Consider the following 25601-nt stretch of genomic DNA (forward strand, 5'->3'; position numbering starts at 1 on the left):
AGCCATGCACGGCGCGATGATACGTCAGCAGCAACCCGTTACCGGCCGTAGCAAGCCGGTGCCGCGTGGTGCCAGCCGACTGGTGGCCGACGAGCCCGTATCGGCGCGCCTGCCGCGGCCCAGCCTGGGCGGCCTCAAACGCTTGCTGTGGCCGGTGTTGCTGGTCGCTGCAGGCTTCGGGGCCTATGAAGGCGCCGTGCGCCTGATGCCGTATGCCGACCGGCCGATCACCAAGATCGCCGTGCAGGGCGACCTGAGCTACATCAGCCAGCAGGCAGTGCAGCAGCGGATCGCGCCGTACGTGGCCGCAAGCTTCTTCAGTGTCGACCTGACGGCGATGCGCCTGGAGCTCGAACAGATGCCATGGATCGCCCATGCCGAAGTCCGCCGGGTATGGCCGGACGAGGTGGTGATCCGCCTGGAAGAACAGTTGCCGGTGGCGCGCTGGGGCGACGAAGCCTTGCTCAACAACCAAGGCCAGGCCTTCACCCCGCGCGAACTGGCCAACTACGAGCACCTGCCGCAGCTGTTCGGGCCGCAGCGCGCTCAGCAACAAGTCATGCAGCAGTATCAGGTATTGAGCCAGATGCTGCGCCCCCTGGGCTTTTCCATCGCTCGCCTGGAGCTGCGCGAGCGAGGCAGTTGGTTCCTCACCACCGGCGCGGGTAGCGCCGGGCCTGGGATCGAGCTGCTGCTGGGGCGCGACCATCTGGTGGAGAAGATGCGCCGTTTCATTGCCATTTACGACAAGACACTCAAAGAGCAGATCACCAACATCGCCCGCGTTGATCTGCGGTACGCCAACGGGCTTGCCGTTGGCTGGCGGGAACCGATTGCACCGACGACGGCCCAACCCGCCGTTGCGAAGAATTAGAGAGAGGCAGGACCATGGCAAACGCGCATAGCGGCAAAATGATCGTCGGGCTGGACATCGGCACCTCCAAGGTGGTGGCGCTGGTGGGTGAGGTGGCCGCTGACGGCACACTGGAAATCGTGGGCATCGGTACTCATCCCTCCCGCGGCCTGAAGAAAGGCGTGGTGGTGAACATCGAGTCCACCGTGCAATCGATCCAGCGCGCGGTGGAAGAGGCGCAGCTGATGGCCGGCTGCCGTATTCACTCGGCGTTCGTCGGCGTCGCCGGTAATCACATTCGCAGCCTCAACTCCCACGGCATCGTCGCGATTCGCGATCGCGAAGTCAGCACCGCTGACCTCGAGCGCGTACTGGACGCCGCCCAGGCCGTGGCCATCCCGGCAGACCAGCGGGTGCTGCACACCCTGCCGCAGGACTACGTGATCGACAACCAGGAAGGCGTGCGCGAGCCTCTGGGCATGTCCGGTGTGCGTCTGGAAGCCAAGGTCCACGTGGTCACCTGCGCAGTCAACGCCGCCCAGAACATCGAAAAGTGCGTGCGCCGCTGTGGTCTGGAAATCGACGACATCATCCTCGAACAACTGGCGTCGGCCTATTCGGTGCTGACCGATGACGAGAAGGAACTGGGCGTGTGCCTGGTGGACATCGGTGGTGGTACCACCGACATCGCCATCTTCACCGAGGGTGCCATCCGCCACACCGCGGTGATCCCGATCGCGGGCGACCAGGTGACCAACGATATCGCCATGGCCCTGCGGACCCCGACCCAGTACGCCGAGGAAATCAAGATCCGCTACGCCTGTGCCTTGGCCAAGCTGGCCGGCGCTGGCGAGACCATCAAGGTGCCGAGCGTGGGCGACCGCCCACCGCGCGAGCTGTCGCGCCAGGCCTTGGCCGAGGTGGTGGAGCCCCGTTACGACGAGCTCTTCACCTTGATCCAGGCCGAGCTGCGTCGCAGCGGCTACGAGGATCTGGTGCCGGCCGGCATCGTCCTGACCGGCGGCACCTCCAAGATGGAAGGCGCTGTGGAACTGGCCGAGGAAATCTTCCACATGCCGGTGCGCCTTGGCGTACCGCACAGCGTTCGGGGGCTCAGCGATGTCGTGCGCAACCCGATCTATTCCACCGGCGTGGGCTTGCTCACCTACGGCCTGCAAAAGCAGACCGAGGACCTGCCCCTGACCGGCAACAGCAGCAACAACAGCTATGGCGATGAACCGAAGGCTCCGGTGCTTGAACGATTCAAGCGTTGGGTCCAGGGCAACTTCTAAGTTTCAAAGCAGTAGTGGTAGGCGCAAAAACTAGAGAACAGTTAAGGAGAGGGAAAATGTTCGAGCTCGTAGACAACGTCCCGCAAAGTCCGGTCATCAAAGTGATCGGTGTCGGTGGTGGTGGTGGCAACGCCGTCAACCACATGGTCAAAAGCAACATCGAAGGCGTCGAGTTCATCTGCGCCAACACCGATGCCCAGGCGCTGAAGAACATCGGCGCGCGCACCATCCTGCAGCTGGGTACCGGTGTCACCAAGGGCCTGGGTGCCGGTGCCAATCCGGAAGTCGGCCGTCAGGCCGCGCTGGAAGACCGTGAGCGTATCGCTGAGGTGCTGCAGGGCACCAACATGGTCTTCATCACCACTGGCATGGGCGGCGGTACCGGTACCGGTGCTGCGCCGATCATCGCCGAAGTGGCCAAGGAAATGGGCATCCTCACCGTTGCGGTGGTGACCCGTCCGTTCCCGTTCGAAGGTCGCAAGCGCATGCAGATCGCCGATGAGGGCATCCGCATGCTGGCCGAAAGCGTCGACTCGTTGATCACCATCCCCAACGAGAAGCTGCTGACCATCCTGGGCAAGGATGCAAGCCTGCTGTCGGCCTTCGCCAAGGCCGATGACGTACTGGCTGGCGCCGTGCGTGGTATCTCCGACATCATCAAGCGTCCGGGCATGATCAACGTCGACTTCGCCGACGTGCGCACCGTAATGGGTGAGATGGGCATGGCGATGATGGGTACCGGCTGCGCCAGCGGTCCGAACCGTGCCCGCGAAGCCACCGAGGCGGCGATCCGCAACCCGCTGCTCGAAGACGTCAACCTGCAGGGCGCCCGCGGCATCCTGGTGAACATCACCGCAGGTCCGGACCTGTCCCTGGGCGAGTACTCCGACGTCGGTAGCATCATCGAAGCCTTCGCCTCCGACCATGCCATGGTCAAGGTCGGCACCGTGATCGATCCGGATATGCGCGACGAGCTGCACGTGACCGTGGTTGCCACTGGTCTGGGCGCACGTATCGAGAAACCGGTCAAAGTCGTCGACAACACTCTGCAGAGCGCGGCCGCCGCCTACGAGGCGTCCAACCCTGCACCGGTGCGTCAGGAGCAGCCTGCCGTCAATTACCGCGACCTGGAGCGTCCGACCGTGATGCGCAACCAGGCCCACGGAGGTGCCGCAGCAGCGGCTAAACTCAACCCACAGGATGATCTGGACTACCTCGACATCCCGGCGTTCCTGCGTCGCCAGGCCGATTAATGGAATTTATCAGGGGTATAGGGGTGATTGGTGTTCAGCAAAGGCCGGGTCTGTTATCATCCCCAGCCTTTGTTGATACCTGTTCGCAATTTGCGCTGAAGCGGCCAAAGCCATGATTAGACAACGCACCCTGAAGAATACCATCCGTGCCACAGGTGTCGGCCTGCACTCCGGGGAGAAGGTCTACCTGACCCTCAAGCCAGCGCCTGTGGACACCGGCATCGTCTTCCGCCGTGCCGACCTCGACCCCGTCGTCGAGATCCCGGCCCGTGCGGCCAACGTCGGCGAGACAACCATGTCGACGACGCTGGTCAACGGTGACGTAAAGGTCGATACGGTCGAGCACCTGCTCTCCGCCATGGCGGGCCTGGGCATCGATAACGCCTACGTCGAGCTCTCCGCCTCGGAAGTACCGATCATGGATGGCAGCGCGGGCCCCTTCGTATTCCTGATTCAATCCGCCGGCCTGGAAGAACAGGACGCCGCCAAGAAGTTCATCCGCATCCTGCGCGAAGTGACGGTGGAGGAGGGCGACAAACGCGCCACCTTCCTGCCTTTCGACGGGTTCAAGGTGAGCTTTGAGATCGACTTCGATCATCCGGTACTGCGCAACCGGACCCAGAGCGCCAGTGTCGACTTCTCCAGCACGTCGTTCGTGAAGGAAGTCAGCCGCGCCCGTACCTTCGGTTTCATGCGTGACATCGAGTACCTGCGCAAGCACAACCTTGCGTTGGGCGGCAGTGTGGAAAACGCCATCGTGGTCGATGAGGACGGCGTGCTCAACGAAGACGGCCTTCGTTACGAAGACGAATTCGTCAAGCACAAGATCCTCGATGCCATCGGCGATCTCTACCTGCTGGGCAACAGCCTGATCGGCGAGTTCAAGGGCTACAAGTCCGGACACGCGCTGAACAACCAGTTGCTGCGCAAGCTCATCGCTGAGAAGGACGCCTGGGAAGTGGTCACTTTCGAAGATGCCAGCACGGCACCGATCTCCTACATGCGCCCTGTTGCGGCCGTGTAAGTTCGAACACTCTCTAGTTCATTGAGGCCACCTTCGGGTGGCCTTTTTTATGGGGCGTTTTCAGCCCTTTTCCTTGCCTTGGGCATGCGCTGCCAGCCGTTCCAGGGCTGCCCGCAGCTTGGGGTCGGCGATGCCCTCGGCCGAATCGCGGATACTCTCGGCGGCCTTGCAGGACAGCTCCACACCTTGGCCATCCCGTTTGGCCGGCACCAGCGGGGGTTGCACCTTGAACAAGATGCGCTGCAAATTGCCGAATGCCTCCAGTGCCTGAAGCTGGCGTTGCAGGCGCTTCTGCTGATAGCGCAGACGCGTAGCCCAGTGACCGTCCGTCACCACCAGCAGCAAGGTGCCATCTCGCCAGGACGCCACATGGCAATGCTCGCGAGCGGCCGGTTGCAGCTGGCTTTCCAGCAGACGCTGCAAATGGGCCAAGCGCTCGGCCTGGTTGAGCAGCAGGCGCAGTGGCCTGGCCTGACGCAACAGCGCGGCCGGAGGCTGGGCGGGGGAGGGCTTGTAGGCCATGGGGGTACGCAGGTGGTTACAGATTGGCCATCTTAACAGAAGCCATGGCGCTGGACTGACCGCAGGACACTCCCGCTGTGGCGGTTTTATAGCTCAATTGAGAGGGCAGGCTGACCTGCAAGGCCGGCAACCCCATGATCTCTTTGGGAAATGTCCCTGAGACGTTTCATCTTCCAGCACCTTGAACTTGTTCGAAAAGGCCTTATGTTAGGAGGGCCCCCGCCAAAGCGCTGTGCCAGCATCGTGGAAATCCACCACTTTCCTCACCATCGTTTCCGGGTAGAATGCTCGTTCGCATGCGGCCTCAGGGCTGCACGGGCGACTCATGGGGCCGCCCTCCATCCCTACGTGTGGAAGATCCTGCCGATATGTTTGCGCCTTTGTTAAAAAAACTTTTTGGAAGCAAGAACGAGCGTGAAGTCAAACGCATGCTCAAGACGGTGAACATCGTCAATGCCTTCGAAGAGAAGATGGTGGCCCTCTCCGACGAGCAGCTGCGGAGCAAGACCGCAGAGTTCAAGGAGCGCCTGGCCAAAGGCGAGACCCTCGACCAACTGCTGCCGGAAGCCTTCGCCGTGGCCCGCGAGGCCGGCAAGCGTGTCATGGGCATGCGTCACTTCGACGTGCAGCTGATCGGCGGTATGACCCTGCACGAAGGCATGATCGCAGAAATGCGTACCGGTGAAGGCAAGACCTTGGTCGGTACCCTGGCGGTCTATCTCAACGCGCTGTCCGGCAAGGGGGTGCACGTGGTGACCGTCAACGACTACCTCGCCCGCCGCGATGCCAACTGGATGCGCCCGCTGTACGAGTTCCTCGGTCTGTCCGTGGGCATCGTGTCGGCTTTCCAGCCGCCGGAAGAAAAGCGCGCTGCCTACGCCGCGGACATCACCTACGGCACCAACAACGAATTCGGTTTCGATTACCTGCGCGACAACATGGCGTTCAGCCTGGAAGAGAAGTTCCAGCGTGAGCTGAACTTCGCCGTGATCGACGAAGTCGACTCGATCCTCATCGACGAAGCCCGTACGCCGCTGATCATCTCCGGCCAGGCCGAGGACAGCTCCAAGCTGTACATCGAGATCAACCGCCTGATCCCGCGCCTGAAGCAGCACATCGAGGAAGTCGAAGGCCAGGTCACCCAGGAAGGCCACTTCACCATCGACGAAAAGAGCCGTCAGGTGGAGCTCAACGAAGCCGGTCACCAGTTCATCGAGGAGATGCTGACCCAGGCCGGCCTGCTGGCCGAGGGCGAGAGCCTCTACTCGGCGCACAACCTGGGCCTGCTGACCCACGTCTATGCCGGTCTGCGCGCCCACAAACTGTTCCATCGCAACGTCGAGTACATCGTCCAGGACGGCCAGGTCCTGCTGATCGACGAGCACACCGGTCGTACCATGCCGGGCCGCCGTCTCTCCGAAGGCCTGCACCAGGCCATCGAAGCGAAGGAAAACCTGAACATCCAGGCCGAGAGCCAGACCCTGGCTTCGACCACCTTCCAGAACTACTTCCGCCTCTACACCAAGCTGTCCGGTATGACCGGCACCGCTGACACCGAGGCCTTCGAGTTCGCCCAGATCTACAACCTCAACGTGATGGTCATTCCGCCGAACAAGCCGTTGGCGCGCAAGGACTTCAACGACCTGGTGTACCTGACTGCCGACGAGAAGTACGCCGCGATCATCGCCGACATCAAGGAAAGCATGAAGCAGGGGCGTCCGGTGCTGGTCGGTACCGCCACCATCGAGACCTCCGAGCACATGTCCAACCTTCTGAAAAAAGAAGGTATCGACCACAAGGTGCTCAACGCCAAGTACCACGAAAAAGAAGCCGAGATCATCGCCCAGGCCGGTGCGCCAGGTGCGCTGACCATCGCCACCAACATGGCCGGCCGTGGTACCGACATCCTGTTGGGCGGCAACTGGGAGGCAGAAGTCGCCGCCCTTGAGAACCCGAGCGCCGAGCAGATCGCCCAAATCAAGGCCGACTGGCAGAAGCGTCATCAACAGGTGATCGAGGCCGGTGGCCTGCACGTGATCGCGTCCGAGCGTCACGAGTCCCGCCGTATCGACAACCAGCTGCGTGGTCGTGCCGGTCGTCAGGGCGACCCAGGCTCGAGCCGCTTCTACCTGTCTCTTGAAGACAGCCTGATGCGTATCTTTGCCTCCGACCGCGTGAAGAACTTCATGAAGGCGCTGGGCATGCAGTCCGGCGAGGCCATCGAACACCGCATGGTCACCAATGCCATCGAGAAGGCCCAGCGCAAGGTCGAGGGTCGCAACTTCGACATCCGCAAGCAGTTGCTCGAATACGACGATGTGGCCAACGAACAGCGCAAGGTGATCTACCACATGCGCAACAGCTTGCTGGCCGCCGAGAACATCGGTGACACCATCGCCGAGTTCCGCCAGGAAGTGCTCGATGCCACCATCAGCCAGCACATCCCGCCGCAATCGCTGCCTGAGCAGTGGGACGTGGCAGGCCTGGAGGCCGCGCTGGCCAGTGATTTCGCCATCAAGCTGCCGATCCAGCAGTGGCTCGACGAGGACGAGCGCCTCTACGAAGAGACCCTGCGCGAGAAGCTGCTCCACGAAATCACCACTGCCTATAACGAGAAGGAAGACCAGGCTGGCATCGAGGCCCTGCGCACCTTCGAGAAGCAGATCCTGCTGCGCGTGCTGGACGATCTGTGGAAAGACCACCTGTCGACCATGGACCACCTGCGCCACGGTATCCACCTGCGCGGTTATGCGCAGAAGAACCCGAAGCAAGAGTACAAGCGCGAATCCTTCACCCTGTTCCAGGAACTGCTGGAGTCGATCAAGCGCGATACCATCCGCGTGCTTTCCCACGTCCAGGTTCGCCGCGAGGATCCGGCCGAAGAAGAGGCCCGTCTGCGCCGCGAAGCCGAGGAACTGGCTCAGCGCATGCAGTTCCAGCATGCTGCTGCCCCTGGCCTGGAAAGCGAGCAGCAGCTCGCCGAGGAAGGCGCCGAGGTGGCTGTGGCTGCCGCGCCGGTACGCAACGAGCAGAAGCTGGGTCGCAACGAGCCGTGCTGGTGCGGTTCGGGCAAGAAGTTCAAGCACTGCCACGGCCAGATCGAGTGATCGGATAGCCCTGGCGCTGACTGTTGATCAGGGCTGCTTTGCAGCCCACCGCGACACAAGGCCGCTACCACAGGTGCAGCGCGTGACTCCAAAACGCTGCAACCTTGTGATAGCGGCCTTGTGTCGCAAAAGGGCCGCATAGCGGTCCCGCTCTTCCATCCGCGCGTTGGCCGCTATTAAGATCGTGCGGCATCGCCACATCCCCTTTGGTTTCTCTAGGAGCGCTTACATGGCTGTTGGTCTTGGTCCTTTGCCCACCCTGCACCCGGTTCCCGGTTTCGAACTCGGCATCGCCTCGGCGGGTATCAAGCGCCCTGGGCGCAAGGACGTGGTGGTGATGCGTTGCGCCGAAGGGTCCAGCGTCGCCGGTGTGTTTACCCTCAACGCCTTCTGCGCAGCGCCTGTGATCCTGTCCAAGCAGCGCGTGCAGGGCACCGTGCGCTACCTGCTGACCAACACTGGCAACGCCAACGCAGGTACCGGCGCACCGGGCCTGGCCGCTGCCGAGCGCACCTGTGCCAAGCTGGCGGAACTGGCGGGCGTGGAGGCCAGCGCTGTGCTGCCGTTTTCCACTGGCGTGATCGGCGAGCCGCTGCCGGTCGAGAAGATCGAGGGCGCGCTGCAAGCTGCCCTGGATGACCTGTCGGAAAACAACTGGGCCGAGGCCGCCACCGGCATCATGACCACCGACACCCTGCCCAAGGGGGCCAGCCGCCAGTTCCAGCACGACGGCGTGACCGTCACCGTGACCGGCATCAGCAAGGGCGCCGGGATGATCCGTCCGAACATGGCCACCATGCTCGGCTACATCGCCACCGACGCCAAGGTGGCTCCTGCGGTGCTTAAGGACCTTCTGCTCGATGGCGCCAACAAGTCGTTCAACCGCATCACCATCGACGGCGATACCTCGACCAACGACTGCTGCATGTTGATCGCGACCGGCAAGGCCGATCTGCCGGAAGTCACCCAGGCCAGCGGTGCGCTGTTCGAGGCCCTGAAAAAGGCTGTCTTCGAGGTGTGCATGGAAGTTGCCCAGGCCATCGTTCGCGACGGTGAAGGCGCGACCAAGTTCGTTACCGTTCAGGTCAACGGTGGTGGCAATCACCAGGAGTGCCTGGACGTCGGCTACGCCGTGGCCCACTCGCCGCTGATCAAGACCGCGCTGTTCGCCTCCGACCCCAACTGGGGCCGCATCCTCGCCGCCGTCGGCCGTGCCGGCGTGCCCGCGCTGGATGTCAGCCTGATCGACGTGTTCCTCGATGATGTGTGCATCGCCAGCAAGGGCGGCCGCAGCCCGAGCTACACCGAGGACCAGGGCGCCAAGGTGATGGCCCAGGAAGAAATCACCATTCGCATCGAGCTTGGTCGTGGCCAATGCAGCGAAACCATCTGGACGACCGACCTGTCCCACGAGTATGTGAAGATCAACGCCGAATACCGCACCTGATGGCCTCTTCGCGGGTAAATCCGCTCCCATGCAGCATATGCAAACGTTGTGGGAGCGGGTTCGCCCGCGAAGCGCTGCACAGCAGTCCCTAGTATTCCGATCCAATGGAGCCGAACCATGAGCTATCACCTGATCATCGGCGACAAGCTGTACTCATCCTGGTCGCTACGCGGTGCCCTGGCCCTTGAGCTGGCTGGCGTGCCGTATGAAGAGACGCTGATCACCCTGAACCAGCCCGATACCCGCAAACGTATCCTCGAATTCTCCGCTACCGGCAAGGTGCCGCTGCTCAAGACCGAGCACGGCGTCATCGCCGACTCCTTGGCCATTGCCGAATACCTTGCCGAACGTCATCCCGAGGCCCAACTGTGGCCGGCGGACATCGCTGCCCGTGCCCAGGCGCGTTCAGCGTGTGCGCAGATGCACAGTGGTTTCATGGCGCTGCGCAGCACGATGCCGTTCGATCTGTCTCGCGATGAAGCGTTGGAGAACATGCCGCTGGACGTGCAAGTCGATATCGACCGAATCGTTGCCCTGTGGTCTGAGTGCCGACTGGCGGCCAAGGAGCCTGGGCCGTTCCTGTTCGGCAAGCCGAGCCTGGCCGATGCGTTCTTCGCGCCGGTGGCGGTGCGTCTGCGCACCTACCGCGTCGAAGTTCCGGCCGAAGCGGCCGCTTACATTGAAACCATTTATCAATGGCCGGCCTTCCAGGCCTGGCAGAAGGCTGGCCTGGCGGAGCGAGAAGGGTGAAACGGATTCATGTTGTTGCGGCGGTCATTCGTGGCGCAGACGGGCGCATCCTGATTGCCCGACGCGCCGATACCCAGCACCAGGGCGGCCTGTGGGAGTTCCCTGGCGGCAAGGTGGAAGAGGGTGAGGCCGTCGAGGTGGCGCTGGCGCGTGAGTTGCGCGAAGAGCTGGGTATCGAGGTGACGGGCTCGCGACCACTTATCAAGGTCAGCCACGACTACCCGGACAAACAGGTGCTGCTGGATGTCCGTGAGGTGGACGCCTTCACCGGCGAACCCCATGGCGCCGAGGGCCAGCCCCTGGCTTGGGTAGCGCCACGGGACTTGGGGCAATACGAGTTCCCTGAGGCCAACAAGCCGATCGTTGCTGCCGCGCGACTGCCGGACCAGTACTTGATCACCCCCGATGGCCTGGAGGCGCCCGAATTGCTGCGCGGCATCCAGAAGGCCATCGCAGGCGGCATCCGTCTGATCCAGCTGCGTGCGCCGGACATGTACGATCCCAAATACCGTGATGTGGCAGTGGATGCGGTCGGGCTGTGTGCCGGCAAGGCCCAGCTGATGCTCAAGGGACCGCTGGAATGGCTGGGCGACTTCCCGTCGGCGGGGTGGCACCTGACGTCCGCACAACTGCGCAAGTACGCCGCCAATGGGCGACCGTTCCCGAAGACGCGCTGGTTGGCGGCTTCGTGCCACAACGCTGAAGAGCTGGCCTTGGCCGAGCAGATGGGAGTGGATTTCGTCACCTTGTCGCCTGTGCAAGCGACCCAGACTCATCCAGAGGCTACCCCGTTGGGTTGGGAGGAGGCTGGGCGGTTGATCCAGGGGATCAATCATCCGGTGTTCCTGCTGGGAGGGGTTGGCGCCGGGGAGCGTGAGCGTGCCTGGGAAGCTGGTGCCCAGGGCGTGGCAGGTATCCGGGCGTTCTGGCCGCAGTCCTGATCTCGGTCATTGGCCGGTAAACCCGCTCGTACACGGTCAACACCTTCCCTGTATGAGCGGGTTTAGCTGCGATATCAGGCCTGCGGTTTGGCCGCAGCCTGCCACAGCACCTCTGCGACCCCTTGGCGACGCCCGATGATCCGCGCTGCGACGAACAACAGATCGGACAGCCGGTTGATGTACGCCAAGCCCACCCCATCCAGCGGCTCGATGGCATTCAACTGCTGGCACCGACGCTCTGCGCTGCGCGCCTGGCTTCGACACACGTGGGCCTGGGCCACCAGCGCCGAACCACTGGGCAGGATGAAGTTCTTCAGGGGGCCGAGCTCCTCGTTCCAGCGATCGATGGCCGCTTCCAGCCGCTCTACTTCGACTTGGTCCAAGGCTTGATAGCTGGGCATCGCCAATTCGCCGCCCAGGTCGAACAGCCGGTGCTGACAAGGCGCCAGAATCTCGATCAACTCCTCCAGCCCTTCGCTCTGCAGCCCGGCGAGCAGCACGCCCAGTTGACTGTTGAGGCTGTCCACCTCGCCGATCGCCTCGATCCGCGGATGATCCTTGGGTACCCGGCGACCGTCGCCAAGGCCTGTTTCGCCCTTGTCGCCGGTGCGGGTGTAGATCTTCGACAGCCGATAGCCCATGTCATGCCTCCGAGTTGGCCGACGCCATCGGTGCCGGCTGACCAAGGGGCAGGCGCAGGGTGAAACAGGTGCCCTGGCCGGGTGCGGAGTGAACCTCCATCTGCCCCTTGTGGTTGTTGGTGATGATGAAGTACGAAACCGACAGGCCAAGCCCTGTGCCCTGGCCGATCTCCTTGGTGGTGAAGAATGGTTCGAAGGTGCGTTTGCGCACCGACTCCGGCATCCCGACGCCGTTGTCTTCGACCTGGATTTCCGCCCAGGGCGGGTTGAGCCGGGTACGCAGGACGATACGCCCAGGTTCGGCTGGTTGTGGCCGTTGATGGATGGCCTGGGCTGCATTCTTGAGCAGGTTCAGCAGCACTTGCTCCAGCTCGTTGGCGGTGCAGGGCACCGGCCCCAATGCGGGGTCGAACTGGCGCACGATGTTTTGCCCTTTGAAGTCGAAACCGACCGTCAGGTCGAAGTCGTTGCCCGCGATTTCCACCGCCTGGTCGATCAGGGCCGGCAAGTCGCAGGGCACCAGTTGTCGGTTGCTGCGGCGGCTGAAGCTGAGCATGTGGGTAACGATTTTCGCCGCCCGTGCACCGGCCTGCTGGATGCCGTCGAGCAACTGCGGTACGTCGCGGCTTTCGAGGTAGCGGTTGACGGTCGCCAGGTCGATGTCCAGCTCCGCGGCCTGCTCCTGGTTGCGTGGCAGTTCAGGCGATAGCCGTCGGCGAATGTTCTGTACGTTGTGCAGGATGGCCCCGAGCGGGTTGTTGATCTCATGGGCCATGCCGGCGGCCAGCCCCCCCACCGACAGCATTTTTTCCGATTGCACCATCATCTCTTCGAGCGACAGACGCTGGGTGATGTCGTCGATTCGAATCACCACCCCCCGGCCTCCGCCGCCGGTCAAGGGGTAGAAGGTCAGGGCATAGTGGCGCAGGTCCTCGCCCTTGGGCCAGGTGACCCGTTCGATTTTCGCCACTCGGTGTTTCTCGACGCTTTCCTTGAGCTGCGGGAGGAACGGCTTGAGCGGTTCGAAGGCAATGAAGATCGGCTGGTTCAACGCCTCATCCAGGGGCGTGCCCGAGAGCACGGTCGCTTCGTGGTTCCATTGGGTCACGTAGAGCTGCTCGTCAAGGGCGATCAGGGCCGAGGGCATGGAGTCGATGATGCTGTTGAGGTAGTTCTGGAAGCCTGTGAGTTTTTTCTCGATCTTGCTGCGCACCTGGACTTCCAGCTCCAGCTTGCGGTTGGTATGGCGGGTTTCCTCGGCCAACCCCTGGGCTTGGTCATAGGCCATCTGGAACTCGTCACGCGTGCGCTTGAGCTGCTGCTCGCGCGCCTCGATGCGCGAGAGCATGGTATTGAACGCCTCGGCCAGGCTGCCGATCTCGTCGTCGTTGCCACGCTGGGCGCGCAAGGCGTAGCTCTCCTCGCGGGTGACCTGACGGCTGAGCTCCTCCAGCTGGTTGATCGGTTGGGTGATGAGGCGCTTGATTTGCCGGGCAATGACCATCCACAGCAGGATGCTGAACACCAGGATCGCCAGGCTGGCGGTCAGAGTGCCGGTGTAGAAGGCCACGGGCAATTCGCTGCTGGCCACCAGCAGCAGGTGCGCTGGCGGGCCGCCGTCGCGAGGCAGGCGGATCAGCTGGGTGCTGCGAAACTCCATCAGGCGCCAGCCATCGATGTTGCGAAAGCGTTTGGGCAGCGCCAGCGGCTCGCCGTGTTGCAGTTGGGCCAGCATGCGTCCGTCACTGCCGTACAAGGCCGCCGCACGCAACGGGGTGTAGCTGTCGAGCTCCTTGAGCAGTGCCGTGGCCGTTTGCGGTGAGTCGCCGGCGCGGGCCGACAGCTGAGGGTTGGACACCAGCCGGCCGATGGTCTGCAGGGCTTGGGGCGCCATGCTTTCCTGGGTGATCCAGTAGGCGGCGCTGATGAACGTGAGGTTGGCCACCAGCAGGATGGTGACCAGCAGTACCAGCAGGGCCGCCAGCAGTTTCTGCCCGACCGGGAGATTTTCCAGGCGTTGGCGCAAGGTCATGGGCGAGGGTGCGTCCTCTGTGCGGTTGAAGGGCCAGCATCAGTCGCTGGGCAGGCCACGGGCCTTCAAGTTATCGACCAGGCGCTGGTGCAACTGTTCCAGGTGCGGCAGCTCCAGGCCATGGCGGGCAGCGGCCCGGCAGGCGTGGCCAAGCAGGTAGTGCACTTCGGTGCGACGGCCATGGCGAACATCCTGGTACATGGAAGAGTAGTTGGCCGCGGTGGCCAGAATCACCCGTTGCACCTGTTCATCCAGGCCCTCGGCGGCTTCTGGCTGGCCGCAACGACGCAGCAGATCGGCCAGTTCGACGCACAGGGTGGAGACTTGCTCCAGGTGTGCCAGCAGACCACCGTTGTGGCAGTCGTGAAGTACAGTCAGCGGGTTGATTGCGCAATTGAGCGCCAGTTTGCGCCACAGGCGGGTGAGGATATCCACCGTCCATTCGGCGGGGATGGCGGCATCGTGCAGATCGTCGAACCATTGCGGCACGGACGGGTTCACGGGATCGCCCAGCCAGTTGAAGCCTTGCCCGGCAAAGCGTACGCGCCAGTCGTCCTCGCGGAAGGCGCCTTCGGTACTGGAGGCGAAGATGCACCGGGCGTGAGGCACCTGATCGGCCACTTCATCCTGGCTGCCCAGGCCGTTTTGCAGCAGCACCAATTCGGCGCCCGCGGCCAGGCGAGGCGCCAGACGGGCGATGGCAGGCGCGGCGTCATACGCCTTGCAGGCCACCAGTAGGCGGTGGATAGGCGCGTGGGCCTGGTCGGTTTCGGCGGGAATCGCGTAGTGGCTGGTCAGGTCCTGCTCCAGCAAGGTCAGGCCGCCGGCGGCCTGGTACGCGGCCAGGCGCTGCTCGTCACGCAGGATCAGGCGGACCGCCTTGCCCGCGCGGGCCAGGCGACAGGCCCAGAGGCTGCCGAGGCTACCGGCGCCGAGAATATGCCAGGTGCTGCTCATCTGCGTTTCGCAACCCGTTATAATGAGCCCGCATTTTAACCGTCAAACCTGGCGCGCTCCATCCGACCGAGCGCGCTTTTATTTTTGGAGAACAACCATGCCTTCGTTCGACGTGGTATCGGAACTGGACAAGCACGAAGTCACCAACGCCGTGGACAACGCGGTGAAGGAACTGGACCGTCGCTACGACCTCAAGGGCAAGGGCAGCTTCGAGTTCAAGGACAAGGAGCAGACCGTGCTTCTGACCGCCGAGGCGGAATTCCAGCTCGAGGCGATGATCGAGATCCTTCGCCTGGCACTGGTCAAGCGCAAGATCGACGTCAAGTGCCTGGAAGTCAAGGACGCCTACCCTTCGGGTAAGGAAATGAAGCAGGAAGCCAAGTTCCGCGAGGGCATCGACAAGGATCTGGCCAAGAAGATCGTTGCCACCATCAAGGACGGCAAGCTGAAGGTCCAGGCCGCCATCCAGGGCGAGCAGGTGCGCGTCACCGGGAAAAAGCGTGACGACCTGCAGGAAGCCATCGCCCTGCTGCGCACCAAGGAGTTCGACATGCCGCTGCAGTTCAACAACTTCCGCGACTGATCAGGTATCGCAGGAACCTTGATGGCGTATTGATGTCCATGAGGCCCTGAGGCCGCGGAATTTCCGCGGCCTGTTTTTTCGTGTATGTGTCATCCGGCATCAGGAGATGAATATGGATTTGAACGCTGAAGTCGATCAGCTGGTCCGCCAATCGCAGACCTGGATCCCTTTGATCATGGAATACGGCAGCCGTGTGGCGCTCGCGCTGGTGACCCTGGCCATTGGTTGGTGGGTCACCAACAAGCTCAGCGCTCGCTTGGGCAAGCTGGTTGGGATGCGCAACCCTGATCCGGCGCTGCAAAGCTTCATCAGTACCATCGCCAATATCGTGCTGAAGATTCTGCTGGCGATCAGTGTGGCTTCGATGATCGGCATCGAGACCACCTCGTTCGTGGCGGCCATCGGTGGTTCTGCCCTGGCCATCGGCCTGGCCCTGCAGGGTAGTCTGGCGAACTTCGCGGGCGGCGTGCTGATCTTGCTGTTCCGCCCGTTCCGTATCGGCGACTGGATCGAAGCCCAGGGCGTGAGCGGCACCGTCGACAGTATCCAGATCTTCCACACCGTGCTGCGCACCGGTGACAACAAGACCGTGATCATGCCCAACGGCAGCTTGTCCAACGGTATCGTCACCAACTTCAACCGCCAGCCCACCCGCAAGGTCGTGTTCGATGTGGGCGTCGATTATGACGCCGACCTGCAGAAAGCCCGCAATGTCCTGCTGGACCTGGCCAAGGATCCACGGGTCCTGCAGGATCCCGCCCCGCAGGCGGTGATCTCCACCTTGGGCGACAGTGCGATCACCGTGTCCCTGCGTGTGTGGGTCAAGACCGCCGATTACTGGGACGTGATGTTCATGCTCAACGAGCATGCTCGCGATCGCCTCAAGGCCGAAGGTATCGACATTCCCTTCCCGCAGCGGGTCATCCGCGTGGTGCAGGAGCCGGCTGTGCAGTAAGCTGCACCGCACGACGTACTGTCGCGGGGCAAGCCCGCTCCTACCGATGCAGCGCAAGTGGTCAGCGCGCATACGATCGGTGGAGTGGGGCTTGCCCCGCGATGCGTTTTCTCTCCATTACACTTGTTCACAGCCTGATCCTGTCATTTCTGGCATATAGGCTGATCCCTCCTGTTTCCAGCTGTTTTTCATCATGAAGCCATTGCTGCATATCACGCCCCTGCGAGCCTTGCTGTTCGCACTTACCCTGGCCCTGTTCGAATTGCTGACGTATCTCGCCAGCGATGCGGTCATGCCCGCCATGCCTGTGGTGGTCGACGACCTCAAGGCCAGCCCCGAGTACATTCCCCACGCCCTGAACCTGTACCTGCTCGGCGGTGTACTGTTGCAATGGCTGATCGGTCCGCTGGCCGATCGCTACGGTCGTCGCCCGCTGTTGCTGGCTGGTTGCGCGTTCTTTGGCGTGGCTTGCCTGGCCACGTACTGGGTACACGACATTGGCCTGTTCAATCTGCTGCGCTTGTTGCAGGGCGTAGGTCTGGGCTTCGTCGTCACGGTCAGCTACCCGGCGCTGAACGAGGCCTTCAGCGAAGCCGATGCGGTACGCATGATGGCCTTGTTGGCCAACATCGCCCTGCTATCGCCGCTATTGGGCCCATTGGTGGGCACCTTGCTGTTGCAATGGCTGGACTGGCGCTGGTTGTTCCTGGCGTTCGCCGCTGGCGCGGTGCTGACCTGGCTGCTGCTGTACCGGTTGATGCCGGAGACTCTGGGCGTAGAGCGGCGCGATGGCTCGCGGTTGCCCTTCACGCCGATTCACCTGTTGCCGCTGCTGGCGGGTTATGGCCAGTTGCTGGCCAACCGCCGCTTCGTCGCGGGCAGCGCGGCGCTGGGTTTGGTGGGCTTGCCACTGATCGGTTGGATCGGCCTGTCGCCTGTGCTGTTGATCAGTGACGAGGGCCTGAGCACGATGGAGTATGCGCTGTGGCAATTGCCAGTGTTTGGCGGGCTGATTCTGGGCAACTTGATCATCAACCGCATCGCCGACCGCTATCCGTTGCCCAGCCTGGTACGCGGTGCGCTGTGGCCCTACCTGGCGGGGCTGTGCCTGATGGTCGTGGCCACCTGGACCTGGCCGACGGTGACCAGCCTGGTCGCGGGGATGTCCCTGTATGCCTTGGGCCTGGGGGTGGCCAATGCGGTCCTGTACCGCATGACCCTGTTCTCCAGCGAGCAGAGCAAGGGGCTGGTATCGGCCATGCTGGGCATGATCACCATTGCCCTGTTGGGGCTCGGTGGCGCGTTGCTGGCGATGTTGGGGGCGGGGGCGAGCCTGCTGCACTTCGCGTTGGCGGCAGGTATTGCCGGGGCGCTGGCGCTGTGGCCGTTGTGGTACGTGGTGGGTGGGCGCCGGGACGAAGGAGCCGTGGCCTAGGCGCTGTACGAAATATTTCCGTACTCACTCACTGGAAAGCAAACCCTGGGTTTGGGGGGCCGCAAGGCGGCCCCTGTTCCTCAAGGGCGCTCGGCCGCGGAGTCTTCCACCGGCGCCTGTTTGCCTCGACCGGCTTCCTGATGCCAGTGCAAGGCGATCAGGATCAGGGTCGGCACGCCGAGCAGGGCGGTGATCAGGAAGAAGTCATGGTAGCCGAACTTCTCTACCAGCACGCCCGAATAGCCACCGATCAAACGTGGCAGCAAGAGCATGATCGAGCTCAGCAGGGCGTACTGGGTCGCCGAGAACTTCAGGTTGGTCAGGCTCGACAGATAGGCGACGAAGGCCGAGGTGGCAAGGCCCGAGCTGAAGTTGTCCAGCGAGATGGTGACCACCAGCATCTCCAGGTTCGGACCCATATCGGCCAGCATCAGGAACAGGATGTTGGTCGCCGCCGATGCCGCACCGCCGATGAACAGGATCGGCAGGATGCCGAAGCGTACGATCAACAGGCCACCGATACCCGCGCCGACCAAGGTCATGATCAAGCCGAAGATCTTGCTGACGCTGGCGATCTGGTCCTTGGTAAAGCCTTGGTCGATGTAGAACACGTTGGCCATCACACCCATCACGGTATCCGACATGCGATAGGTGGCGATCAGGCCCAGCAGCAGCAGCGCCTGCCAGCGATAGCGCAGGATGAAGTCGTTGACCGGTGTCAGCACAGGCGCCAGGCCCCGCCGGCCCAGGGACGACAGGCAGGCCCAGGTCAGCAGCACATAGAGAATCAGGCGCAGGAAGGCACGGTCCTCGATCAGCAGGTCCAGAACCGTCGCGTCGCCGGAAATCACGCTCGACCATCCGGTATTGAACATCTGGGTGAAACTCGCCGGTACCGATACCAGCAGGATGATCAGCACGAACACCGACGCCAGCTGGTGTACCAGACCATAGCGCGCCGCCGACAGCTGAGTGCGCATGGGCACCGGCGGTTCGCGCATCACCAGCGTGGTGAACACAGCTGGCAGCATCAGCACGCCGAACAGTACGTAGGTGCCGGTCCAGGCCTGATGCAGGTAGCTAAAGCCGGTGGAACCGAACCATTCGGCGAAGAACAGGGCGCCGGCGGTGGCGAGCAGGGCGGAGACCCGGTAACCGGCCATGTAACTGGCGGCGAGGGCGGCCTGGCGCTGGTCATCGGCGATTTCCAGGCGGTAGGCGTCGACGGCGATGTCTTGGGTGGCCGAGGCAAACGCCACCAGCACGGCCAGGGCAATCAGCCAGGAAAGGTGCTTTTGCGGGTCGCACAGCCCCATGCCGACCAGGCCGATCATCACCAGCATCTGTGAAAGCAGCAGCCAAGAGCGGCGACGGCCCAGAGCGCCGAGCACTGGCAGGCGCCATTGGTCGAGCAACGGTGACCAGACCCACTTGAAGGCGTAGGCCAGGCCAATCAGGCTGGCATAGCCGATGGTTTCGCGGGCAACGCCGGCTTCCCGGAGCCAGACCGACAATGTCGAAAACACCAGCATGTAGGGCAGGCCGGCGGCGAAGCCGAGCAACAAAAGCACCAAGGTCGACGGGCTGGCATAGGCAGCGAGCGCAGCGCGCCAGGTTTTACGGGGCATGGGCCAACATCTGCCTCAAGTTTGCGAAAACAAAACGCGCACTCTAACCGCTGTGCTCCATTGGACGCCAGCCGTGACGCGACATATCCACGCGATTGTTCCTGACTGTCACGCCTTCTGCACGCAATCGTGCGCGCTGTTCGTCTCCTGACGGGGTGCCCAACGCCAGGCTCAGGCGACCGCCGGCTCCGAGCACCCGATGCCAGGGCAAGCGGGTGTCTGCAGGCAGTTGTCCGAGAGTGCGACCCACCCAACGCGCCGCGCGGCCGAGCCCTGCGAGCTCGGCCAGCTCACCGTAGCTGACCACCTTGCCGGGTGGAATCTCGCCGAGCACCGAGTACAGCGCCATTCGTCGGGCCTGGGCCTCGTCGGTGGAGGCGTGTGATGAACCGGACATCAAAGGCCCCCTGGCCTGCAGATGAAAGCGGACCAACGGTCGGGATAAATGAGAGTGGAACTCAACGGCATGGTCTGGGTCTGTCCTTGCTCTGGTCGTGGCGATCTGGATAATGCCCGGCTTTTTTCGTCAAATCGAACCTGTAGTCAGCTTATGTATTCTAGAACCCTGCTTTTCATTCTCGCTGTCTTGTCCTGCGTGCCGGCGTTTGCCGACACGGTATGGATGAAAAACGGCGACAGGCTCAGTGGCACGATCAAGGTCTTCGATGGTGGCAAGCTGTTGTTGCAAACCACTTACGGCGGTGCCATCGCCTTGGACTGGAAGCAAGTGCAGACCCTGGAAAGCGACCAGGAACTGCTGGTCAAGCAGGACGCCTATAGCGGTGAAAAGGCCAAGTCGCTCAAGGCCGCCGAGCCCGGCAAGGTCACTCTGGCCAATGGCGATGTCCCCAAGACCGTGGACCTTGCCAGCATCGAGCAGATCATGAAGCCTCAGCCGCTGGTCGAAGACTTCCTGTGGAAAGGCAATGTGGACCTGGCCATGGACTACAAGCGCGCCGAGAACGATACCGACGACTACGACATCAGCTTCAAGACCACCGCCCGCCATGGCCGCTGGCGGCACAACGCCGAAGGCGAGTACAACCGCGAGACCAAGGACGACGTCACCACCACCAATAACTGGAGCGCCGAATACGCACTGGACCGCTTCATCACCGACAAGTGGTTCTGGCAGGGGCGTATGGAATACAAGCGTGACCATGTCGAGGACCTGGCTCGCCAGCGCACCGTGGGTACTGGCCCGGGCTACCAGTTCTGGGACGACGAGTTGGGGGCTTTCTCCCTTGGCTCGCTGATCAACCGCACGGATTTCGAATACCGCGATGGCGGCAAGGACAATTTCTATTCCGCTGCCGTGAAGTGGGACTACAACCGCTATCTGATCGGCAAGAGTGTCGAGCTGTTCACCCGCGGCGAGGTGGGTAAACCGCTGGGCGGTGTGGCGAACTATGCGCTGGATGCCGAGGCAGGCCTGCGCTACAAAGTCACCGAATGGGCCTCGCTCAACCTCAAGGCAGAGAAAGACATCATCAGCGGCACGCGTGACAGCGACCTGGACAAAACCCGCTACACCGCAGGCTTTGGCGTGACCTGGTAAGCGCCTGGGCTGCCACGCAGCCCTTCGCTAAGAGAGCGCCAGGTAGCAAGGCAGTGCGCCCTGGCGCGTGGGGAATCTATGGCACCCGACAGGGATAATGCTTATCTTGTCAGCCAACCAGTCCGCCACCAGGAGCGCCTTTCGTGAGTGACAACGCCCTGCGCCCCGCCCGAGAACTCCTGCTCAAGGAATACCGCGGCGTGCTTTCGACCCATTCCAAATCCATGCCCGGCTATCCGTTCGGCTCCGTGGTGCCGTACTGCCTTGACGCCGAGGGGCACCCGCTGATCCTCATCAGCCGCATCGCCCAGCACACGCATAACCTGCAGAAAGATGCCAAGTGCTCTCTGCTGGTGGGCGAGCGCGATGCCGAGGATGTCCAGGCGGTAGGGCGCCTGACGGTGATGGCCGAGGCGCACAAGCTCACCGACGAGGCCGCCATCGAAGCGGCGGCCGAGCGTTATTATCGTTACTTTCCCGAAGCGGCCAACTACCACAAGGCCCATGATTTCGATTTCTGGGTCCTGCAGCCAGTGCGCCACCGCTACATCGGTGGTTTCGGCGCAATCCATTGGCTCGACCAGGTCACCTTGGCCAACCCCTTCGCCGGCAAGGTCGAGGCGAGCATGATCGAGCACATGAACAGTGATCACGCCAATGCCATTGCGCATTACGTAGCGCTGACCGACCTGCCGCGCACCGCACCTGCCGAGCTGGTCGGCATCGACAGCGAGGGCATGCACCTTCGCATCGGCCAGGGTATCCACTGGTTGGCTTTCCCCCAGGTTTGCAATACGCCGATACAGGTTCGCGAAGCCTTGGTCTTGCTGGCCCGCGCCGACCAATGGCCGGTTACGGCGAAAGTCGAGGGTTGAAATGCCGAGTCCACGCATCCATCTGGTGGTCGTAATGGAAGGTTTTCTTCCGCCGAGGATCCTTTGATGCGTGCTTTTCTATTGCTGTTTCTGATTTTTCCGGTGCTGGAGCTGTTCGTCTTCGTCAAGGTCAGTGCCGCCATCGGTTTCTTCCCGGCGCTGCTGCTGATCATCGCCGGTTCCGCTTTGGGTGTGCTGGTCATGCGGGTGGCCGGGCTGGCCACCGCCCTGCGCGCCCGTGAGAGTCTGCAGCGCGGCGAACTGCCCGCCGAGGACATGTTCCAAGGCATGATGCTGGCGCTGGGCGGTGGCCTGCTGTTGCTGCCGGGCTTCATCAGCGACGTGTTGGGCCTGCTGTGCCTGTTGCCTTTCACCCGTCATCTCGCCGCACGCAAGATGCGTCAGCGCGCCGAAGCCCAGGCCATGCGCCAGCGGGCCTTCCAGGATGACCCGTTCCAGCCTCGTCCCAACGATGCCGGCCATCGCCCCAATGTGATCGAGGGTGAGTACGAGCGGCACGACAAGTAACGTTCCAGGGGCCGCATCGCCTTCGATCGCAGGTAAAGCTGCGATGGAAGGCGATGCGGCCCTCGCTTTTTTCAAGTCGATGAAAAATTTTCCGAGCCAAGCCTTGTAATTGATTTTGCCGACCACATGTATGGGTCACCGCAAGGTTTCTGGTGGCGACACCAGACATATATACGGGGTTCGTCCCGTGCGAGCCCTGACCGGCAACGCCGGACCGTATCAACCCGCCGGTATCGACACCGGCCGATGAAAACCACAATTTGGGAGAGATCGACAATGAAGCTTCGTCCTCTGCATGACCGCGTCGTCATCCGTCGCAGCGAAGAAGAATCGAAAACCGCTGGCGGTATCGTCCTGCCGGGTTCGGCCGCTGAAAAACCAAACCGCGGCGAAGTCGTCGCCGTCGGCACCGGTCGCATCCTGGACAACGGCGAAGTTCGTGCCCTGGCCGTCAAAGTGGGCGACAAAGTGGTCTTCGGCCCTTATTCGGGCAGCAACACCGTCAAAGTCGACGGCGAAGACCTGCTGGTGATGAGCGAGAACGAAATCCTCGCTGTCGTCGAAGGCTGATTCCCCTCCCGGTTTCCAGAAGCATTCTAGAATTCAAGGATTAAACGATCATGGCTGCTAAAGACGTAAAATTCGGCGATTCCGCCCGTAAAAAAATGCTGGTTGGCGTTAACGTTCTGGCTGACGCAGTAAAAGCGACCTTAGGCCCGAAAGGCCGTAACGTTGTCCTGGCCAAGAGCTTCGGCGCTCCGACCATCACCAAGGACGGCGTTTCCGTTGCCAAGGAAATCGAGCTGAAAGACGCCTTCGAGAACATGGGCGCCCAGCTGGTCAAGGAAGTCGCTTCCAAGGCCAACGACGCTGCCGGTGACGGCACCACCACCGCTACCGTTCTGGCTCAGGCCATCGTCAACGAAGGCCTGAAGGCCGTTGCCGCCGGCATGAACCCGATGGACCTCAAGCGCGGCATCGACAAGGCCACTGCTGCCATCGTCGCCGAGCTGAAGAACCTGTCCAAGCCTTGCGCCGACTCCAAGGCCATCGCCCAGGTAGGTACCATCTCCGCCAACTCCGACAGCTCCATCGGTGAAATCATCGCCGAAGCCATGGAAAAAGTCGGTAAAGAAGGCGTCATCACCGTCGAAGAAGGCTCGGGCCTGGAAAACGAACTGTCCGTCGTAGAAGGCATGCAGTTCGACCGCGGCTACCTGTCGCCTTACTTCGTCAACAAGCCGGACACCATGGTTGCCGAGCTGGAAGGCCCGCTGCTGCTGCTGGTCGACAAGAAGATCTCCAACATCCGCGAACTGCTGCCAGTGCTGGAAGCCGTTGCCAAGGCCGGCCGTCCGCTGCTGATCGTTGCTGAAGACGTCGAAGGCGAAGCCCTGGCTACCCTGGTCGTCAACAACATGCGCGGCATCGTCAAGGTCGCGGCTGTCAAGGCACCTGGCTTCGGCGACCGCCGCAAGGCCATGCTGCAGGACATCGCCACCCTGACTGGTGGCCAGGTCATCTCCGAAGAAATCGGCCTGACCCTGGAAACCACCACCCTGGAGCACCTGGGTAACGCCAAGCGCGTCATCCTGTCCAAGGAAAACACCACCATCATCGACGGCGCAGGTTCCGACGCTGACATCGAAGCACGCGTCAAGCAGATCCGTGCCCAGATCGAAGAAACCTCTTCGGACTACGACCGTGAGAAGCTGCAAGAGCGTCTGGCCAAGCTGGCTGGCGGTGTTGCCGTGATCAAGGTCGGTGCTGGCACCGAAGTCGAGATGAAAGAGAAGAAAGCCCGCGTTGAAGACGCCCTGCACGCTACCCGCGCAGCCGTCGAAGAAGGCGTGGTGCCTGGCGGTGGTGTTGCCCTGGTTCGCGCTCTGCAGGCCGTTGCCGAACTCAAAGGCGACAACGAAGACCAGAACGTCGGTATCGCTCTGCTGCGTCGCTCGGTCGAAGCACCGCTGCGCCAGATCACTGCCAACGCCGGCGACGAGCCAAGCGTTGTCGCTGACAAGGTCAAGCAAGGTTCGGGCAACTACGGCTACAACGCTGCTACCGGCGAATACGGCGACATGATCGAGATGGGTATCCTGGACCCAGCCAAGGTCACCCGTTCGGCTCTGCAAGCCGCAGCTTCGATCGGTGGTCTGATGATCACCACCGAAGCCATGGTTGCCGACCTGCCGGAAGACAAGCCAGCTGCAGGCGGCATGCCTGACATGGGCGGCATGGGTGGCATGGGCGGCATGATGTAAGCCAGCCTCACCCGCTGCATGAAAAAGCCCCGCCTAGTGCGGGGCTTTTTCTTGGGCGTGTGTTTTGCTCCGGTGGCGCAGCTTCTCGCGGGTAAACCCGCTCCCACAGAACGATGTGGCAGCTGGCGACAGCTTGCGATGGGGCGCACAGTGCTCCTTCAGGCCACGCTGCGTTGAGGCACTGCCTCCAGCGCAATGCCTCGGCGATACAAGACCAGGTAATAGCAGCCCAGCCCGATCAACCAGCAGAAAACCGCCGTCCATACGTTGTGCGACAGGAAGTGTGCCCCTTGCAGCATACGGCCGATGGACAGCACGGTACCGGTCACGAACGCTACGGTGAAGGCTGCACGGGCCAGACGTGGTCTGCGATCGCGCAGCATGAAGAACAGCGCAAACAGGCTGAAACCCGTTGCCGCGTGGCCGCCTGGCCAGCAGCGGCCAGGCTTGTCGGTTTGCGGACGATGCTCCATCAATTTGCTATAGGTTTCCTTGCCGCCGAACTGGCTCAGGCTCCAGGGGCACTGGACTTCGGTCACCGCCTTGAGTGGGGTGACGAAGGAGGTGGAGAGCGCCAGCGCCAGTACCAGGCAACCCAGTTCGCGACGCCAGCCGAACAGGCGCGACCAGAAGAAGCTGGCGATGAAGGCGACAATGGACAGCAAACCCATGACGATCACGATCTGCTTGACCCGGTCATGCAGGATGTTTTCCAGAAAATAGCTATGACGGCCGATGAATGCCCCAGCCACTGGGTCGAAGGCCAGATTGGCCACGTCCATGTCCAAAGAGGTCCACTCACTCAGGAGCAGGGCCACCACGGTGGCCAGCGGAATACCCAGGTACAACCAGAGGTTGATCGGGCGGGGGCGGGTGGTTTCTTGCATGACGACTCCAGGGACGATAAATGCCGGGCATTGTCGGCCTGCGGCTATCCTGGGTTCGTGAAGGATCAG

23 protein-coding genes are annotated in these 25601 nt (G+C 62.4%); 16 read left to right on the plus strand and 7 right to left on the minus strand.

Annotated elements, in window-relative coordinates; all coding sequences use genetic code 11:
• The first annotated feature begins 4 nt into the window (after positions 1 to 4).
• The 4 genes from R6G97_RS07970 to lpxC all read left to right on the plus strand — a co-directional run bounded on the left by R6G97_RS07970 (position 5) and on the right by lpxC (position 4422).
• Entirely contained in the window at positions 5 to 874 is an 870-nt protein-coding gene (locus R6G97_RS07970; protein WP_043207518.1) for a cell division protein FtsQ/DivIB, read from the plus strand.
• Between the two features lie 14 nt (positions 875 to 888).
• Positions 889 to 2145 carry a cell division protein FtsA gene (gene ftsA / locus R6G97_RS07975; RefSeq protein WP_043207521.1) on the plus strand — a complete coding sequence of 419 codons (1257 nt, stop codon included), beginning with the start codon at positions 889 to 891 and terminating at the stop codon, positions 2143 to 2145.
• 56 nt (positions 2146 to 2201) lie between these two features.
• Complete coding sequence (ftsZ, locus tag R6G97_RS07980; RefSeq protein WP_043207523.1) at positions 2202 to 3398, plus strand: cell division protein FtsZ; 1197 nt, start codon at positions 2202 to 2204, stop codon at positions 3396 to 3398.
• Between the two features lie 112 nt (positions 3399 to 3510).
• On the plus strand, positions 3511 to 4422 hold the full coding sequence (gene lpxC, locus R6G97_RS07985) for a UDP-3-O-acyl-N-acetylglucosamine deacetylase (protein ID WP_070092350.1): 912 nt from the start codon (positions 3511 to 3513) through the stop codon (positions 4420 to 4422).
• Positions 4423 to 4482: 60 nt separating this feature from the next.
• Here lpxC and R6G97_RS07990 read toward each other — a convergent pair whose 3' ends face one another.
• A complete protein-coding gene (locus tag R6G97_RS07990; protein WP_043207527.1) occupies positions 4483 to 4944 on the minus strand; it encodes a DUF721 domain-containing protein in 462 nt (153 codons plus the stop codon).
• Between the two features lie 368 nt (positions 4945 to 5312).
• Here R6G97_RS07990 and secA point away from each other — a divergent pair, with 368 nt between their 5' ends.
• The 4 genes from secA (at position 5313) to R6G97_RS08010 (ending at position 11189) form a co-directional block, all read left to right on the plus strand.
• Positions 5313 to 8051 carry a preprotein translocase subunit SecA gene (gene secA, locus R6G97_RS07995; protein ID WP_043207530.1) on the plus strand — a complete coding sequence of 913 codons (2739 nt, stop codon included), beginning with the start codon at positions 5313 to 5315 and terminating at the stop codon, positions 8049 to 8051.
• Between the two features lie 229 nt (positions 8052 to 8280).
• Positions 8281 to 9498 (plus strand): bifunctional glutamate N-acetyltransferase/amino-acid acetyltransferase ArgJ, encoded by a 1218-nt coding sequence (gene argJ, locus R6G97_RS08000; protein ID WP_043207533.1) that lies wholly within the window; start codon positions 8281 to 8283, stop codon positions 9496 to 9498.
• A gap of 117 nt (positions 9499 to 9615) precedes the next feature.
• On the plus strand, positions 9616 to 10248 hold the full coding sequence (locus tag R6G97_RS08005) for a glutathione S-transferase family protein (RefSeq protein ID WP_043207534.1): 633 nt from the start codon (positions 9616 to 9618) through the stop codon (positions 10246 to 10248).
• Positions 10245 to 11189: a Nudix family hydrolase gene (locus R6G97_RS08010; protein ID WP_182816336.1), complete on the plus strand. Its 945-nt coding sequence runs from the start codon at positions 10245 to 10247 to the stop codon at positions 11187 to 11189. The genes R6G97_RS08005 and R6G97_RS08010 overlap by 4 nt, the downstream gene beginning before the upstream one ends.
• 74 nt (positions 11190 to 11263) lie before the next feature.
• On the opposite strand, the gene R6G97_RS08015 is transcribed toward R6G97_RS08010, so the two are convergent.
• From R6G97_RS08015 to R6G97_RS08025, 3 genes are read right to left on the minus strand one after another with little or no spacing between them, the layout of a single operon-like run.
• Complete coding sequence (locus R6G97_RS08015) at positions 11264 to 11830, minus strand: cob(I)yrinic acid a,c-diamide adenosyltransferase (protein WP_043207538.1); 567 nt, start codon at positions 11828 to 11830, stop codon at positions 11264 to 11266.
• Position 11831: 1 nt separating this feature from the next.
• Entirely contained in the window at positions 11832 to 13862 is a 2031-nt protein-coding gene (locus R6G97_RS08020; RefSeq protein ID WP_043207541.1) for a sensor histidine kinase, read from the minus strand.
• Between the two features lie 39 nt (positions 13863 to 13901).
• Positions 13902 to 14819 carry a putative 2-dehydropantoate 2-reductase gene (locus R6G97_RS08025; RefSeq protein ID WP_090344903.1) on the minus strand — a complete coding sequence of 306 codons (918 nt, stop codon included), beginning with the start codon at positions 14817 to 14819 and terminating at the stop codon, positions 13902 to 13904.
• A gap of 97 nt (positions 14820 to 14916) precedes the next feature.
• Between R6G97_RS08025 and R6G97_RS08030 the strand changes: the two genes are divergently transcribed.
• The 3 genes from R6G97_RS08030 to R6G97_RS08040 all read left to right on the plus strand — a co-directional run bounded on the left by R6G97_RS08030 (position 14917) and on the right by R6G97_RS08040 (position 17792).
• Positions 14917 to 15402 (plus strand): YajQ family cyclic di-GMP-binding protein, encoded by a 486-nt coding sequence (locus tag R6G97_RS08030; protein ID WP_043213519.1) that lies wholly within the window; start codon positions 14917 to 14919, stop codon positions 15400 to 15402.
• A 112-nt stretch (positions 15403 to 15514) separates the two neighbouring features.
• On the plus strand, positions 15515 to 16357 hold the full coding sequence (locus tag R6G97_RS08035) for a mechanosensitive ion channel family protein (RefSeq protein WP_043213521.1): 843 nt from the start codon (positions 15515 to 15517) through the stop codon (positions 16355 to 16357).
• Between the two features lie 193 nt (positions 16358 to 16550).
• A complete protein-coding gene (locus R6G97_RS08040; protein ID WP_070576162.1) occupies positions 16551 to 17792 on the plus strand; it encodes an MFS transporter in 1242 nt (413 codons plus the stop codon).
• An 80-nt stretch (positions 17793 to 17872) separates the two neighbouring features.
• On the opposite strand, the gene R6G97_RS08045 is transcribed toward R6G97_RS08040, so the two are convergent.
• Both R6G97_RS08045 and R6G97_RS08050 read right to left on the minus strand, forming a co-directional pair.
• Complete coding sequence (locus tag R6G97_RS08045) at positions 17873 to 19420, minus strand: AmpG family muropeptide MFS transporter (protein WP_317847975.1); 1548 nt, start codon at positions 19418 to 19420, stop codon at positions 17873 to 17875.
• Between the two features lie 43 nt (positions 19421 to 19463).
• Complete coding sequence (locus R6G97_RS08050; RefSeq protein WP_070576155.1) at positions 19464 to 19817, minus strand: MGMT family protein; 354 nt, start codon at positions 19815 to 19817, stop codon at positions 19464 to 19466.
• Between the two features lie 153 nt (positions 19818 to 19970).
• Here R6G97_RS08050 and R6G97_RS08055 point away from each other — a divergent pair, with 153 nt between their 5' ends.
• From R6G97_RS08055 to groL, 5 genes are all read left to right on the plus strand, one after another.
• Positions 19971 to 20978, plus strand: coding sequence for a DUF481 domain-containing protein (locus R6G97_RS08055; RefSeq protein ID WP_043213529.1), 1008 nt, complete (start codon positions 19971 to 19973; stop codon positions 20976 to 20978).
• Between the two features lie 143 nt (positions 20979 to 21121).
• Positions 21122 to 21853, plus strand: a complete 732-nt coding sequence (locus R6G97_RS08060) for a HugZ family pyridoxamine 5'-phosphate oxidase (RefSeq protein WP_090344909.1) — start codon at positions 21122 to 21124, stop codon at positions 21851 to 21853.
• Between the two features lie 66 nt (positions 21854 to 21919).
• Positions 21920 to 22381, plus strand: a complete 462-nt coding sequence (locus tag R6G97_RS08065; RefSeq protein WP_043213533.1) for an FxsA family protein — start codon at positions 21920 to 21922, stop codon at positions 22379 to 22381.
• Positions 22382 to 22657: 276 nt separating this feature from the next.
• Complete coding sequence (locus tag R6G97_RS08070; RefSeq protein WP_009395550.1) at positions 22658 to 22951, plus strand: co-chaperone GroES; 294 nt, start codon at positions 22658 to 22660, stop codon at positions 22949 to 22951.
• Positions 22952 to 23001: 50 nt separating this feature from the next.
• Positions 23002 to 24645 carry a chaperonin GroEL gene (gene groL, locus R6G97_RS08075; protein ID WP_043213539.1) on the plus strand — a complete coding sequence of 548 codons (1644 nt, stop codon included), beginning with the start codon at positions 23002 to 23004 and terminating at the stop codon, positions 24643 to 24645.
• A gap of 158 nt (positions 24646 to 24803) precedes the next feature.
• On the opposite strand, the gene R6G97_RS08080 is transcribed toward groL, so the two are convergent.
• The gene (locus R6G97_RS08080; protein WP_043213542.1) at positions 24804 to 25532 is read right to left on the minus strand and encodes a phosphatase PAP2 family protein; all 729 of its coding nucleotides are present in this window, start codon (positions 25530 to 25532) and stop codon (positions 24804 to 24806) included.
• Positions 25533 to 25601: the final 69 nt, after the last annotated feature.

The organism is Pseudomonas sp. HTZ2, assembly GCF_033173945.1.
Taxonomy (GTDB): Bacteria; Pseudomonadota; Gammaproteobacteria; order Pseudomonadales; family Pseudomonadaceae; genus Aquipseudomonas; species Aquipseudomonas guariconensis.

Bases quoted from the DNA above. Each gene is read 5' to 3' on its own strand.
- R6G97_RS08050 (WP_070576155.1), bottom strand. From the start codon at position 19,817: ATGTCCGGTTCATCACACGCCTCCACCGACGAGGCCCAGGCCCGACGA.
- ftsZ (WP_043207523.1), top strand. From the start codon at position 2,202: ATGTTCGAGCTCGTAGACAACGTCCCGCAAAGTCCGGTCATCAAAGTG.
- R6G97_RS08045 (WP_317847975.1), bottom strand. From the start codon at position 19,420: ATGCCCCGTAAAACCTGGCGCGCTGCGCTCGCTGCCTATGCCAGCCCG.
- secA (WP_043207530.1), top strand. From the start codon at position 5,313: ATGTTTGCGCCTTTGTTAAAAAAACTTTTTGGAAGCAAGAACGAGCGT.
- ftsA (WP_043207521.1), top strand. From the start codon at position 889: ATGGCAAACGCGCATAGCGGCAAAATGATCGTCGGGCTGGACATCGGC.
- R6G97_RS08065 (WP_043213533.1), top strand. From the start codon at position 21,920: ATGCGTGCTTTTCTATTGCTGTTTCTGATTTTTCCGGTGCTGGAGCTG.
- R6G97_RS08055 (WP_043213529.1), top strand. From the start codon at position 19,971: ATGTATTCTAGAACCCTGCTTTTCATTCTCGCTGTCTTGTCCTGCGTG.
- groL (WP_043213539.1), top strand. From the start codon at position 23,002: ATGGCTGCTAAAGACGTAAAATTCGGCGATTCCGCCCGTAAAAAAATG.
- R6G97_RS08035 (WP_043213521.1), top strand. From the start codon at position 15,515: ATGGATTTGAACGCTGAAGTCGATCAGCTGGTCCGCCAATCGCAGACC.
- lpxC (WP_070092350.1), top strand. From the start codon at position 3,511: ATGATTAGACAACGCACCCTGAAGAATACCATCCGTGCCACAGGTGTC.
- R6G97_RS08015 (WP_043207538.1), bottom strand. From the start codon at position 11,830: ATGGGCTATCGGCTGTCGAAGATCTACACCCGCACCGGCGACAAGGGC.
- R6G97_RS08080 (WP_043213542.1), bottom strand. From the start codon at position 25,532: ATGCAAGAAACCACCCGCCCCCGCCCGATCAACCTCTGGTTGTACCTG.
- R6G97_RS08040 (WP_070576162.1), top strand. From the start codon at position 16,551: ATGAAGCCATTGCTGCATATCACGCCCCTGCGAGCCTTGCTGTTCGCA.
- R6G97_RS08025 (WP_090344903.1), bottom strand. From the start codon at position 14,819: ATGAGCAGCACCTGGCATATTCTCGGCGCCGGTAGCCTCGGCAGCCTC.
- R6G97_RS08005 (WP_043207534.1), top strand. From the start codon at position 9,616: ATGAGCTATCACCTGATCATCGGCGACAAGCTGTACTCATCCTGGTCG.
- R6G97_RS07970 (WP_043207518.1), top strand. From the start codon at position 5: ATGCACGGCGCGATGATACGTCAGCAGCAACCCGTTACCGGCCGTAGC.
- R6G97_RS08070 (WP_009395550.1), top strand. From the start codon at position 22,658: ATGAAGCTTCGTCCTCTGCATGACCGCGTCGTCATCCGTCGCAGCGAA.
- R6G97_RS07990 (WP_043207527.1), bottom strand. From the start codon at position 4,944: ATGGCCTACAAGCCCTCCCCCGCCCAGCCTCCGGCCGCGCTGTTGCGT.
- R6G97_RS08020 (WP_043207541.1), bottom strand. From the start codon at position 13,862: ATGACCTTGCGCCAACGCCTGGAAAATCTCCCGGTCGGGCAGAAACTG.
- R6G97_RS08030 (WP_043213519.1), top strand. From the start codon at position 14,917: ATGCCTTCGTTCGACGTGGTATCGGAACTGGACAAGCACGAAGTCACC.
- argJ (WP_043207533.1), top strand. From the start codon at position 8,281: ATGGCTGTTGGTCTTGGTCCTTTGCCCACCCTGCACCCGGTTCCCGGT.